We start from the raw sequence: 13,256 nt of genomic DNA, 5'->3' as shown, positions 1-13,256 counted from the left end.
AGGAGCCGAGCGATGCGCATCGCAGTACTGGACGACTACCAGCGGGCGGCCCACCGCTTCGCCGACTGGAAGGCCCTGGGCGCGGAGGTCGTCTTCCGCCAGGACCACCTCGACACCACCGAGGCGCTGGCCGCGGCGCTCGACGGGTTCGACGTCGTGGTGGCCATGCGGGAGCGCACCCCGTTCACCGCCGAGCGCTTCGCGGCGCTGCCCGCGCTGCGGCTGCTGGTGACGACGGGCATGGCCAACGCGTCCATCGACCTGGAGGCGGCCCGGCGGCACGGGGTGACGGTCTGCGGCACCGACAGCCCCCCGCACGCCACGGCGGAGCTGACGTGGGGGCTGATCCTGTCGCTCACCCGGCACATCCACCAGGAGGCGGCCGGAATGCGGCGCGGCGAGTGGCAGCACAGCATCGGCGGGGACCTGTACGGGCGCACCCTCGGCGTCGTGGGCCTCGGCCGGCTCGGGGCGCGCGTCGCGGCGATCGGCAGCGCCTTCGGCATGCGGGTGCTGGCGTGGAGCACCCACCTGGACCCGGACCGGGCGGCCGAGCACGGCGCCGTGGCGGTGGACAAGGCGGAGCTGTTCTCGGCGTCCGACGTCGTCACCGTCCACTACAAGCTGAGCGAGCGCAGCACGGGCCTGGTCGGTGCCGCGGAGCTGGCCCGGATGAAGCCGTCCGCGCTGCTGGTGAACACCTCCCGCGGTCCGCTCGTCGACACCGCCGCGCTGGTCGCCGCGCTGCGCGAGGGCCGGATCGCGGGCGCGGCACTGGACGTCTACGACACCGAGCCGCTGCCCCCGCGGGACGAGCTGCGCACCCTGCGCAACACCCTGCTCACCCCGCACCTCGGCTATGTCACGGAGGCCACGTACGACGTCTTCTACCGGCAGGCCGCCGAGAACATCGCGGCCTTCCGCGACGGGGCGCCGCTGCGGGTGCTGACGTCCTGACGTCCGGCGGGACACGGCTCGGGGGAGGACCGGCGGCCGGTCCTCCCCCGCCGTGTGCGGGTCAGTGCCCGCGGGCGATCCACTCGTCGAGATGCGGTGCCTCGGCGCCGATCGTCGTGCTGTCCCCGTGCCCGGTGCGGACGACCGTCTCCGGCGGCAGTGTCAGCAGGCGGTCGCGGATCGAGTCGACGATGGTGGGGAAGTCCGAGAAGGACCGCCCGGTGGCGCCCGGCCCGCCCTGGAAGAGGGTGTCACCGGTGAAGACCGTGCCGAGCGCGGGCGCGTACAGGCAGACGGCGCCCGGGGCGTGGCCCGGGGTGTGCAGGACGGTGAGGCTCGTGCCGGCCACCGCGATCTCCTGACCGTCCGTCAACTCGCCGTCGGGGGCGCGGTCGGGGTGGGTGTGCTTCCACAGCGGCAGGTCGTCGCCGTGCAGCAGGACCGGTGCCCCGGTCAGCGACGCGAGGGCGGGTGCCGCGTCGATGTGGTCGTTGTGCGCATGGGTGCTGACGATGGCGAGCAGGCGCCGGCCGCCGAGCGCGCGGGCGATGGCCTCGGCGTCGTGGGCGGCGTCGATGACGATGGCCTCGCTGTCGTCGCCGACGATCCAGACGTTGTTGTCGACGTCCCAGGTGCCGCCGTCGAGGGAGAACGTGCCGGAGGTGACGAGGTGGTCCACGCGGGCGGCCATCAGAGGACCACCACCGAACGCAGGACGTCGCCGCCGTGCATGCGCTCGAACGCCTTCTCCACCTCGTCCAGGGCGATGGTCTCGGTGACGAAGGCCGCCAGGTCGAGCCGGCCCTGCTGGTACAGGTCGATGAGCATGGGGAAGTCGCGGGAGGGCAGGCAGTCGCCGTACCAGGACGACTTCAGGGCGCCGCCGCGGCCGAAGACGTCGAGCAGCGGCAGTTCCAGCTTCATCTCCGGGGTGGGGACGCCGACCAGCACGACGGTGCCGGCCAGGTCGCGGGCGTAGAACGCCTGCTGGTACGTCTCGGGGCGGCCGACCGCCTCGATGACGACGTCCGCGCCGAAGCCGCCGGTCAGCTCGCGGATCGCCTCGACCGGGTCGGTCTCCCGGGAGTTGACGGTGTGGGTGGCCCCGAGCTTCCTGGCCGTCTCCAGCTTCCGCGCGTCGATGTCGACGGCGATGATCTTCGACGCGCCCGCCAGCCGCGCGCCCATGACGGCCGAACCGCCGACACCGCCGCAGCCGATGACGGCGACGCTGTCCCCGCGGCCGACGGCGCCGGTGTTGATCGCGGCGCCGAAGCCGGCCATGACCCCGCAGCCGAGCAGTCCGGCGACGGCCGGACTGGCGGCCGGGTCGACCTTGGTGCACTGACCCGCGTGGACCAGGGTCTTCTCGGCGAAGGCGCCGATGCCCAGGGCCGGGGACAGCTCGGTGCCGTCCAGCAGGGTCATCTTCTGCTTCGCGTTGTGGGTGTTGAAGCAGTACCAGGGGCGGCCGCGCAGACAGGCGCGGCACTGGCCGCACACCGCGCGCCAGTTGAGGACGACGAAGTCGCCGGGCGCCACGTCGGTCACGCCCTCGCCGACGGACTCCACGACACCGGCCGCCTCGTGGCCGAGGAGGAAGGGGAAGTCGTCGTTGATGCCGCCCTCGCGGTAGTGCAGGTCGGTGTGGCACACCCCGCACGCCTGGACGCGGACCAGCGCCTCGCCCGGCCCCGGGTCGGGCACGACGATCGTTTCCAGGCTGACGGGGGAACCCTTCTCCCGGGCGACGACGGCACGGACCTGGTGGGCCATGGGGCACTCCTCGGCTGCTGCTGATCCTGGGACGGACGTTTCTCGTCGCGGCACACAACGCGCATATCGCACCGCAAGCATCGGCGACCGCGGACAGGGCGGTCAAGGACCGCACAGCCCGGCCGGCCGCGTCCATTCTTACCAGGGATCTTCCCGGCGGGTCCCGCACGGCGGGGTGTTCACCCCTCAGCCGGTGTGCAGCAGCAGCCGCGCACTCCGGTCCCCCGCCGCGCGGGCGGCCGGGAGGAGCGCGGCCGTCACGGCGACCGTCACGCACACGAAGCCGACCAGCAGGAGCGCCGTCCACGGCGGCGACTGGGCGATGCCCGCGCCGACGCCGCTGGAGCGGCCCTGGAGGTCGATCAGCCAGTCCGACGCGTACACCCCGGCGGTGACGCCGACGACCGCGGCCGTCAGCGCGGTCAGCCCGATGCCCGTCACCACCGTCGCCACGGTCTGCTGGGGCGTCAGGCCCACCGCGCGGTAGGCGCGCATGTCGCGGGCGTGGTCGCGGATGCCGGTGCCGACCGCCGTGGAGAGCTCGGCCAGCGCGATCAGCGCCAGCACGGTCACCAGGCCGATGACGACCCCGCGCACCGGGGAGAGTTCGGCGCCGGGGCCGGCGACCTCGCGGACCTCCAGCGCGCCGCCCGAGACCTCCGACAGCCGGGTGCGCACCGACGCCCGGTCCGCGCCCGGCCGCAGGGCCAGGCTGTAGTACTCCGGGCGGATCGTGTCGTCCTGGGCGCGCAGCACGTCCAGCGGCGCCGAGATCACCCGTCCGCCGTGCGCGGTCTCGATGCTGCGCCCGACGATGTGCAGGATGTGCGGGGTCCCGCCGACCGTCACCCGCACCCACTGGCCGACGCCCGCGTGGAGCGCGTCGAGCAGTCCCTGCCCGGCGACGGCCTCGTCCGGCCCGGTGGGGCGGCGGCCCTCGACGACGGCGAACGGGTAGGGGTCCGCGGCGGTGCCGATGCCGCGCAGGGTGACGGACTGCGACTGGCCGGGCGCCAGCGCGGTGAGTTCGGCGCCCGGGTGGACGGCGCCGACCGCCGGGTCCGCGGCCAGCAGCCGGCGCGCGGCCGCGTCGGTCAGCCCGTTCGGCCGGGCGGTCAACGCCCCGGCCTGGCCGACCTGTTCGGGGTGGCGTTCGAAGCGGTCCAGGGTGGCCCAGGTGCCCAGCGCGACGGTGATCATCAGTACGGGCAGCGCGAGCCGGGCGACCGCGACCGCGGAGCGCAGCGGACGGTGCAGCACCCCGCGGCAGCCCAGGACGAGGGCGGGCGGGGTGCGCAGCCGCAGCGCGGCCCTGGCCGCGCCCGACATCCGCCGCCGCCCGGGAACGGCTCCGCGCGCGGCGGGAATCGGCGGCACCTGGCCGGCCCGCCACGCGGCGAGCACGGTGGCCAGGGCGATGACCAGCACGGTCGCCGCGGCCGTGCCGGGCAGCGCCCAGGTGTGCTGCGGCAGCCCCTGCCACAGGGCCACCGCCTCGCCCATCGGGCCGGGCATGCCCGGTGCCAGGGTCTCCGCCGCCACCGCGCCGAGCAGCACCCCGGCCGTGGCGAGCACGGCGTGCTGGACCAGGAACATCCGCACGACCTGCGCCGGGGTGAAGCCGACGGCCTTGAGCACCGCGATGTCGCGCACGTAGGCCAGCACACGGGTGCCGATGCCGCCGGTCACCGCGATCGCCGCGGCCAGCAGCGCGGCGAGGCCGAACAGCCCGAGCAGCAGCCCGAGAAGATGGTTGTCGCCCTCGGCGTCGGCCCGCGCCTCGCGCCAGGTGGAGACTGTCAGCACATGGTCCGAGCCCACGGCGGTGACGGCCCGTTGCACGACGAAGGCCGTGTCGGCGGGGTCCGCGAGACGCAGCCCGACCGTCTCCCCCGGGCGGCCGGCCCCCGGGCCGAGCGCGCCGACCAGCGCGGAGGAGGCCCAGCCGGTGCCCGGCCCGTCGCCCGGCGTGTAGTGCGGCTCGGCGGTCTCCGCGACGCCCACCACCCGTACGGTCCCGCGCCGCCCGCCGCCGGTGACGGTGATCTCGTCCCCGGGCTCGGCCCACAGCGCGGTGGCCACCGACTGTTCCAGCACCACGCCGTCGCCGGCGCCGCCGTCGAGCCAGCGGCCGCGGTCCAGCAGCGGCCGGCCCACCTCCGGCGGGGTCGGGCCGGCGGCACGCAGGTCCAGGGCGGCCTTCTCCCGGCCGTGCTGGGCGGTGACGGTGAGCGTGCGATAGGGGCCGGAGACGCCGGTCACGCCGTCCAGCCGGGACAGCGCGGCGGTGCCGGTGGCCGTGCCGTCGGTGCGCAGCCACACGTGCGCGCCCTGCGTGGCGGCGAACATCCGCTGCCAGGGGTTGGCCGCGTAGACCAGCAGCGCGACCGACAGCAGCAGCGCCACGGTGATCCCCGTGGTGGCCAGGACGATGGACAGGGCCTGCCCGCGGTGCGTGCGCAGATCGGCGAGGGCCCAGCGGACGGTGGCGCGCACGGCGGTCAGCCCTGCAGCTTCACGACGTCGGCGGCGGCGCGGGAGGGACGGGCGGCGGCCGACGGGGCGTCGAGGACGACGTCGTCGGCGATCCGGCCGTCGAAGAGGCTGATCACCCGGTCCGCGGCGCTGGCCACCTTGGCGTCGTGCGTGACCAGCAGGATGGTCTGGCCGCGTTCGTGGCAGCGGGCGAGCAGCCGCAGCACCTCCCGGCTGCCCCTGCTGTCCAGGCTGCCGGTGGGCTCGTCGGCCAGCAGCAGCGCCGGGCGGTTGACCAGGGCACGGGCGAGGGCGACGCGCTGCTGCTCGCCGCCGGAGAGGTCGGCGGGGGTGCTGTCCTCCTTGCCCTCCAGGCCGAGTTCGGCCAGCAGCTCCTGCCGGGCGGCGCGTACCTGGCGCGGCGAGCGGCCGGCCAGCAGGGCGGGCAGTTCGATGTTGTCGGCCACGGTGAGGGTGGAGACGAGGTTGAAGAACTGGAAGACGATGCCGACGCCGCGCCGCCGCAGCACCGCCCAGCGCGCCTCGCTGAGCTGGTCGACCCGCTGCCCGTCCAGCCATATCCGCCCGCGGTCGGGCCGCTCCAGCCCGCCGAGCAGATGCAGCAGGGTCGACTTGCCCGCGCCCGACGGCCCGGTGACGGCGACGAACTCGCCCGGCCGGACCTCCAGGTCCACCCCGCGCACCGCCCTGACCTCGTTGCCGTCCACGCGGTGCGTCTTGACCAGTCCCTCGACCCGCAGCATGTGGGACGCCCGCGGGAGGGGCGGTTCGGCCCGTCTCATTCCAGCTCCTCCTGGCAGCGCTCCAGCCAGTCGAGGTCGGCCTGCAAATGCAGGGTCGCGCCCTCGATGAGCAGTTGCGCGATGCGGTTGTCCCGGTCCTCCGCCGAGGCGAGCCGCGACATGGCCCGCATCAGGTTGAGGTAGTGGCGGCGCTGCTTGTTGATCAGGGAGACCTGGTCGGCCATTCCCGTGGCGGGGGCGAGGGCGAGCTTCATGAAGAACTCGTCGCGCACCCGGGGCTCGCTGGACGGCTCCTCGAACCAGGCGGAGACCGCCTCCCGCCCGGCGTCGGTGAGTTCGTAGATCCGCTTGTTGGGCCGGCCGGACTGCGTGACGTCCTCGCCACGGATCAGTCCCGACTTCTCCAGGCGGGCCAGTGTCACGTAGATCTGGCCGATGTTCGGCTGGGGATAGGCGGCGCCGAAGACCTTCTCGAGCTCGGTCTTGAGCTCGTAGCCGTGGGCGGGCCCCTTGGCGAGCAGTGCCATGAGGGGAAGGCGCACGCTCGTCCCGCCTCCTCCCCGGCTACCTGCCTGTTAGGGGCCGCAGTTGCCCCGGCCCGTCGTCGAGCAGGCCATATTGCCGCAATGGCTAGTATCGCGCATGTCCAACAGGTATACATGGCCCTTCGGACGACGACGACGTCGCACCGGGGCGGGACCTGGAGGATCGGATGCGCTGGGCGCGGGCCGCGGGAAGAACGCTGCTCGTCGCCGCGCTGCTGGCGACCGGGTACGGGGGCGCGGGCGCGCGTGCCGCCGACGGGCCGCCCGGCGAGGGCGGCCGCGGGCCGGTGACGCTGGCCACCGGCCGGGACCTGACCGGGTACCTGCAGCACGTCCTGGACGGCTGGAACCGCGCCCACCCGCTGGAGCGGGCCACCCTGGTGGAGCTGCCGGAGGCCGCCGACGAGGTGCACGCGCAGATGGCGGACAGCCTGCGGTCCGGCAGCGACCGCTTCGACGTGCTCAACATCGACGTGGCGTGGACCTCGGAGTTCGCGGGGGCGGGCTGGATCGCGCCGGTCGACCCGCGGGGGCTGCCGCTGGACCGGCTGCTGCCCTCGGTCGTGGACACCGCGACCTTCCACGGCAGGCTCTACGCGGTGCCGTACGTGACCAACGCCGGACTGCTGTACTACCGCAAGGACATCCTCGACCGGGAGCACCTGGCCCCGCCGCGCACCTGGGCGCAGTTGGAGGAAGAGGCAAAAACGCTCGCGCCGAAGTACCGGATCGGCGGCTACGCCGGGCAGTTCCTGCCGTACGAGGGGCTGACGGTCAATGTCACCGAGGCCGTGCAGTCGGCGGGCGGCGGCATCCTCGGCGGCGAGGGCACCCGTGTCACCGTCGACTCGGCGGCGGCGCGTGAGGGGCTGGACTTCCTCGTACGGGGGGTGCGCGAGGGCTGGATCCCGCGCGCGGCCCTGTGGTTCAAGGAGGAGGAGTCCCGGCGGGCCTTCCAGGACGGCGAGTTGCTCTTCCTGCGCAACTGGCCGTACGTGTACGACCTGGCGTCGGGCCCGGACTCGAAGGTGGCCGGCCGGTTCGGCGCGGTGCCGCTGCCGGGCCCCGGCGGTCCGGGCTCCAGTGTGCTCGGCGGGTCCAATCTCGCGGTGAGCACCCACGCGCGGCATCCGCGCACGGCGGCCGATCTGATGGCGTACATGACGGGTGAGTCCGTGCAGCGCCAGGTGCTCACCGAGGGTTCGCTGCCGCCGGTGTGGGCGGACCTGTACCGGGACCCGGTGCTGGTGCGCCGCTATCCGTACCTGCCGGTGCTGGAGCAGAGCGTGCGGGCGGCCAAGCCGCGCCCGAAGAGCGCGCGTTACGAGCAGGTGAGCCTGGCGGTCGCGGCGGTGAGCCGGGACGCGCTGGCGCAGCACACGACGCCGGGGCAGGCGGTGGCGCGGCTGGACCGCGAGCTGCGGGAGATCGTTCGGGGCGGCTGAACCCCCTCTCCATAGTTACATGTTAGGTAGTGAGGCGTAGCCACTCCTGCTGCACGCCCGGCATCTTCCCTGACAAACCCGCTCAGTGCACGCCGCTTTCGGCAGCTCCATTGACACCTCCCGGAAACAGATACCTAACATGAATGCATAACCGGCCTGTTGACGCGGCGTGCCGTGTCCGTTCACGCGCCGTTCCACCGAGGAGAGGACACCGTCCCGATGAAGCGCACGCTCGTCGCGGCCACCGCCCTGTGCGGTCTGGCCCTCGCGACCACCGCCTGCGGCGGCGACACAAAGGCCGCCTCCGACTCCGCCGCCGGCAAGGGTTCGGGCGGTCAGGAGCTCAAGGGCCAGACGGTGACCGTCGCCGCCGTCTGGACCGGCACCGAGCAGGAGAACTTCCAGAAGGTCCTGGACGGCTTCACCGCGAAGACCGGGGCGAAGACCGCCTACGTGTCCACCGGCGACAACTTCGCCACGGTGCTGGGCAGCAAGATCGAGGGCGGCGACTCGCCCGACGTCGCCATGGCCCCGCAGCCCGGCGTGGTCCAGCAGTTCGCGGGCAAGGGCTGGCTGCTGCCGCTGTCCCCGGCCGTGAAGAGCGCCGCGGAGCAGAACTTCGCCAAGGTCTGGCAGACGTTCGGCACCGTCGACGGCACCTACTACGGCCTGTACTTCAAGGCCTCCGACAAGTCGACCGTCTGGTACAGCCCGCAGGCGCTCGACACCGCCGGCGTGCAGCCGCCGAAGACCTTCCAGGAGCTGCTGGACGCCGCCGGCGCGATCTCCGACTCGGGCCTGCCGGCCTTCGCCGTGGGCGGCTCGGACGGCTGGACGCTCACCGACTGGTTCGAGAACGTCTACCTCTCGCAGGCGGGCCCGGAGAACTACGACAAGCTGACTCAGCATCAGATCCCGTGGACCGACCCGACCGTGGTCAAGGCGCTCGGCACCCTGGCGAAGGTGTTCGGCAAGGACGACCTCATCGCGGGCGGCCGCAAGGGCGCCCTGGCCACCAGCTTCCCCGACTCCGTCGCCCAGGTCTTCGGCAAGACCCAGAAGGCGGGCATGGTCTACGAGGGCGACTTCGTCGGCGGCGTCGTCTCCGGCGACCTCGGCCGCACGGTCGGCGAGGACGCCAAGTTCTTCCCGTTCCCCTCCGTCGACGGCGGTCCCGCGCCGGTGGTCGGCGGCGGCGACGCCGCGGTGGCGCTGAAGTCGGGCAAGAACACCAAGGCCGGGATGAAGCTGCTGGAGTACCTGGCGACCCCCGAGGCCGCGGCGATCTGGGCCAAGGCGGGCGGCTACCTGTCGCCCAACCAGAAGCTCGATCCGGCCGCCTACGCCGACGACACCACGCGCGAGACGGCCAAGTCCCTCGTCGGCGCCGGGGACACGGTGCGCTTCGACATGTCGGACCAGACCCCTCCCGCCTTCGGCGGCACGCCCGGCAAGGGCGAGTGGAAGATCCTCCAGGACTTCCTGGCCGACCCGAAGGACCCCAAGGCCACCGCGGCGAAGCTCGAGGCCGCGGCCGCCAAGGCCTACCAGGGCTGAGGTCCCGTCATGTCCACCGCGCTCACCCGCAAGGTGCCGTCCGCCCCGGCGGGCGGCACCCCCCCGCCGGCCGTACGGCGCCGCTCGCGCCGGGCCAAGGCCGTCGCGGTCGTCTTCGCGCTGCCGGCGCTGGCGCTGCTCGGCGCCCTCGTCGGCTACCCCATCCTCTTCTCGGTCGGCCGCAGCCTCTTCGACGCGAGCGGCGACCGCTTCGTGGGACTCTCCAACTACCAGGAGATGTTCACCGATCCGGCCACGCTCAAGGCGATCCGCAACACCGCGATCTGGGTCGTGGTCGCCCCGGCGCTGCTCACCGGCGTGGGCCTGGTCCTGGCCGTGCTCACCGAGCGGATCCGCTGGGCCACCGCGTTCAAGCTGCTGATCTTCATGCCGATGGCGGTCTCCTTCCTCGCCGCCGGCATCACCTTCCGCCTCGTGTACGACCAGGACCCGCAGCGCGGCGTCCTCAACGCCGCGGCGGTGGCGATCCACGACTCCTTCACGGACGCCTCGGCGTACCCCGGCGCCCGGCCGCGCGGCAACGACGTGCTCACGGCCTCCGACGGCGGTTTCCGGACCGTGCGGCCCGCGGAGGCCGGCACGACCGTCACGCTCGGCCTGGTCGGCCTGCCGCCGCAGTCGCTGCCCGGCGGGGCCCGTCCGGCCGCCCCGGCGCCCGCGCGCGACGGCGAGGTGACCGGCGTGGTCTACCTGGACTTCGTCCCGGGCGGCGGCGGCACACCGGGCAAGGTCGACCCGCAGGAGAAGGGCCTGCCGCACATGGCGGTCGAGCTGATGAAGGACGGCGGGGTCGTCGCCACGACCACCACCGCCGACGACGGCTCCTTCCGCTTCACCGACGCGGCCGGCGGCGGCGAGGTGCGCCTCCCGGCGCGCAACTTCGCGCCCCCGTACGACGGCGTCTCCTGGCTCGGCCCGACGCTGATCACCCCGGCGATCATCGGCGCCTACCTGTGGATCTGGACCGGCTTCTCGATGGTGCTGATCGGCGCCGGCCTGTCCTCGCTGCCCCGCGAGACCCTGGAGGCGGCGCGGATGGACGGCGCGAACGAGTGGCAGATCTTCCGCCGCATCACGGTCCCGCTGCTCGCCCCCGTGCTGGGCGTGGTCTTCGTGACGCTCGTGATCAACGTGATGAAGGTCTTCGACCTCGTCTACATCATCGCCCCGGGCCCGGTGCAGGAGGACGCCAACGTGCTCGCCCTCCAGATGTGGCTGGTCTCCTTCGGCGGCGGCAACAACCAGGGCCTGGGCAGCGCGATCGGCGTCGTCCTGCTGCTGCTCGTGCTCCCCGCGATGGCCCTCAACATCCGACGCTTCCGCAGGAGTTCGCGATGACCGTGCAGAGCGCCGCGCCGCGGCCCGCCCCGCCCCGCACCCCTGCCGCCCGGTCCGGCGGCGGCCCCGGCCGGACCTCCGCCGCCCGCCGGATCGCGTCCTGGCTGCGCGGCGGGCTGGTCCAGGCGCTGCTGACCGTCGTCGCCCTGATCTGGCTCACCCCGACCGCCGGGCTGTTCGTCTCCTCGCTGCGCGACACCGACGACACCTCCGCGTCCGGCTGGTGGACCGGACTGCTGCACCCGGGGTCGCTCGGGTTCGGCAACTACACGGCCATCCTCGGCGACAGCAGCATCACCCAGGCGTTCTGGAACACCGTGCTGATCTCGGTGCCCGCGACCGCGGCGGTCGTGGTGCTCGCCGCGCTCGCCGGATACGCCTTCGCCTGGCTGGAGTTCCCGGGGCGGGACTGGGTGTTCCTGGTCGTCGTCGGCATGCTCGTCGTGCCGGTGCAGATCGGCCTGGTGCCGGTCGCCCGGCTCTTCGGGGCGGTCGGCCTGTTCGGGACGACCGCCGGCGTGGTCCTCTTCCACGTGGCGTACGGACTGCCGTTCGCGATCTTCCTGCTGCGCAACTACTTCGCCGAGATCCCGCGCGAGATGCTGGAGGCGGCGCGGATGGACGGCGGCACCGAGTGGACGATCTTCCGCAGACTCGTGCTGCCGGTGGGGCGTCCGGCGATCGCGAGCCTGGCCATCTTCCAGTTCCTCTGGGTCTGGAACGACATGCTCGTCGCGCTGATCTTCGCGGACAGCGGTGCACAGCCGCTCACCGTCGCCCTCCAGTCGCAGATGCGGCAGTTCGGCTCCAACATCGACGTGCTGGCGCCGGGCGCCTTCCTGTCGCTGATCGTGCCGCTGGCGGTCTTCTTCGCCTTCCAACGGCACTTCGTGGAGGGGGTCATGGCCGGTTCGGTGAAGTGACGCCGCGCGCGAACACGGCCGAGGGGCCGGGGCGGCGCAGACATCGGAGGACTTGCTTGCCAGGTGGTCCATACCACTTTAGAGTCGGCCCGGCAGGCCGGATCCCTCCGACGTCTGCGCCGCCCCGGCCCTCCCGTGCGTCCCCGACCGGCAAGGACCCGCCCCATGCCCATGCAGCCCTGGTTCGCCGACGCCAAGCTCGGCATCTTCGTCCACTACGGGATCTACGCGGTCGACGGCGTCCCCGAGTCGTGGTCGTTCTACACCGGGCAGGTCAGCCACGAGCAGTACATGCGCCAGCTCGACGGCTTCACCGCCGCCCGCTACGCCCCCCGGTCCTGGGCCCGGCTGTTCGCCCGCGCGGGCGCCCGGTACGCCGTCCTCACCGCCCGCCACCACGACGGTGTGGCCCTGTGGGACACGGCCCAGGGCGACCTGTCGGTGGCACGCCGCACCCCGGCCGGACGCGACCTGATCGGCCCGTACGCGCAGGCACTGCGCGAGGAGGGGCTGAAGGTCGGCCTGTACTACTCGCACTCCGACTGGAACCACCCCGACTACGCCAGCGTGGTGCATCCGCAACCCCCGATGCCGGACGTGTCCACCAGCCGCTGGGTCGTCCCCGCGGACGGCCGGCAGGACCCGGCGGCCTGGCAGCGCTACCTCGCCTACCGGGACGCCCAAGTGGCCGAGCTCGTCACCCGGTTCCGCCCCGACCTGCTGTGGTTCGACGGCGAGTGGGAGCGCAGCGAGGAGCAGTGGGGCCTGGACGCGCTCGCCGCCGCGATCCTGGCCGGGAACCCGGAGACCGTGCTCAACGCCCGGATGCTGAGCCACGGCGACTACGCCACCCCCGAGCAGGGCATCCCGGTCGAGCCGCCGCCGGGGCCGTGGGAGCTGTGCCTGACGGTGAACGACTCCTGGGGGTTCCAGCACGGGGACCACCACCACAAGTCGGTGTCCCGGCTGGTCCGCTACTTCACCGAGACCATCGGCGCGGGCGGCAACCTGCTGCTGGACGTCGGCCCCCGCGAGGACGGCACCATCACGCCCGAGCAGACCGCACGCCTGGAGGGCCTCGGGGCCTGGATCCGCGCGCACTCCGACGCCGTCCACGGCACGGTGGCCGGACTGCCGCCCGGCCACCACTACGGCCCCAGCACCCTGTCCGCGGACCGCCGCACCCTCTACCTGGTCTGCTTCGACGCCCCTCGGGAAGCCGTGTCGGTGCGGGGCCTGCGCAACCGCGTCCGCCGCGTCTCGGTGGTCGGCACCGGCACCGAGCTGGGCCACGACGTCACCGGCGGGCTGCACGAGGTGCCCGGCGTCACCTGGATCGACGCCCCGCCCGCCGGGGACGTGGACCGCCACGCCACGGTGCTGGCGGTCGAACTCGACGGCGAACTCGACCTGTACCGCGGCACCGGCCGCTCCTGACCCACGGGCCCCGGCGGG

At 73.5% G+C, this 13,256-nt stretch carries 11 protein-coding genes; 6 read left to right on the top strand and 5 right to left on the bottom strand.

Annotated elements, in window-relative coordinates; translation table 11 throughout:
- The first annotated feature begins 12 nt into the window (after positions 1–12).
- On the top strand, positions 13–957 hold the full coding sequence (locus tag ABZ883_RS01670) for a D-2-hydroxyacid dehydrogenase family protein (RefSeq protein WP_360899722.1): 945 nt from the start codon (positions 13–15) through the stop codon (positions 955–957).
- Between the two features lie 61 nt (positions 958–1,018).
- On the opposite strand, the gene ABZ883_RS01665 is transcribed toward ABZ883_RS01670, so the two are convergent.
- The 5 genes from ABZ883_RS01665 to ABZ883_RS01645 form a co-directional block, all read right to left on the bottom strand.
- Positions 1,019–1,648: an MBL fold metallo-hydrolase gene (locus tag ABZ883_RS01665; protein ID WP_360899719.1), complete on the bottom strand. Its 630-nt coding sequence runs from the start codon at positions 1,646–1,648 to the stop codon at positions 1,019–1,021.
- Positions 1,648–2,733 carry an S-(hydroxymethyl)mycothiol dehydrogenase gene (locus tag ABZ883_RS01660; RefSeq protein ID WP_360899716.1) on the bottom strand — a complete coding sequence of 362 codons (1,086 nt, stop codon included), beginning with the start codon at positions 2,731–2,733 and terminating at the stop codon, positions 1,648–1,650. Before ABZ883_RS01660 ends, ABZ883_RS01665 begins: the two co-directional genes overlap by 1 nt.
- 186 nt (positions 2,734–2,919) lie before the next feature.
- Positions 2,920–5,229: an FtsX-like permease family protein gene (locus ABZ883_RS01655; RefSeq protein WP_360899713.1), complete on the bottom strand. Its 2,310-nt coding sequence runs from the start codon at positions 5,227–5,229 to the stop codon at positions 2,920–2,922.
- 5 nt (positions 5,230–5,234) lie between these two features.
- Complete coding sequence (locus ABZ883_RS01650) at positions 5,235–6,011, bottom strand: ABC transporter ATP-binding protein (protein ID WP_360899710.1); 777 nt, start codon at positions 6,009–6,011, stop codon at positions 5,235–5,237.
- Positions 6,008–6,514 carry a PadR family transcriptional regulator gene (locus ABZ883_RS01645; RefSeq protein ID WP_360899707.1) on the bottom strand — a complete coding sequence of 169 codons (507 nt, stop codon included), beginning with the start codon at positions 6,512–6,514 and terminating at the stop codon, positions 6,008–6,010. The genes ABZ883_RS01650 and ABZ883_RS01645 overlap by 4 nt, the downstream gene beginning before the upstream one ends.
- A gap of 170 nt (positions 6,515–6,684) precedes the next feature.
- Here ABZ883_RS01645 and ABZ883_RS01640 point away from each other — a divergent pair, with 170 nt between their 5' ends.
- From ABZ883_RS01640 to ABZ883_RS01620, 5 genes are all read left to right on the top strand, one after another.
- Positions 6,685–7,962: an ABC transporter substrate-binding protein gene (locus ABZ883_RS01640; RefSeq protein WP_360899704.1), complete on the top strand. Its 1,278-nt coding sequence runs from the start codon at positions 6,685–6,687 to the stop codon at positions 7,960–7,962.
- 219 nt (positions 7,963–8,181) lie between these two features.
- Positions 8,182–9,519, top strand: a complete 1,338-nt coding sequence (locus ABZ883_RS01635; protein ID WP_360899701.1) for an ABC transporter substrate-binding protein — start codon at positions 8,182–8,184, stop codon at positions 9,517–9,519.
- A 9-nt stretch (positions 9,520–9,528) separates the two neighbouring features.
- A complete protein-coding gene (locus ABZ883_RS01630; protein ID WP_360899698.1) occupies positions 9,529–10,878 on the top strand; it encodes an ABC transporter permease subunit in 1,350 nt (449 codons plus the stop codon).
- Positions 10,875–11,801 carry a carbohydrate ABC transporter permease gene (locus tag ABZ883_RS01625; RefSeq protein WP_360899695.1) on the top strand — a complete coding sequence of 309 codons (927 nt, stop codon included), beginning with the start codon at positions 10,875–10,877 and terminating at the stop codon, positions 11,799–11,801. The genes ABZ883_RS01630 and ABZ883_RS01625 overlap by 4 nt, the downstream gene beginning before the upstream one ends.
- Before the next feature lie 135 nt (positions 11,802–11,936).
- A complete protein-coding gene (locus tag ABZ883_RS01620) occupies positions 11,937–13,238 on the top strand; it encodes an alpha-L-fucosidase (RefSeq protein WP_360899692.1) in 1,302 nt (433 codons plus the stop codon).
- The last annotated feature ends 18 nt before the right edge of the window (positions 13,239–13,256 follow it).

The sequence above is a fragment of the Streptomyces sp. NPDC046977 genome (assembly GCF_040644455.1).
GTDB lineage: Bacteria > Actinomycetota > Actinomycetes > Streptomycetales > Streptomycetaceae > Actinacidiphila.
Note: the sequence above shows the minus strand (reverse complement) of the source record. Positions and strands in the feature narration are given on the sequence as shown.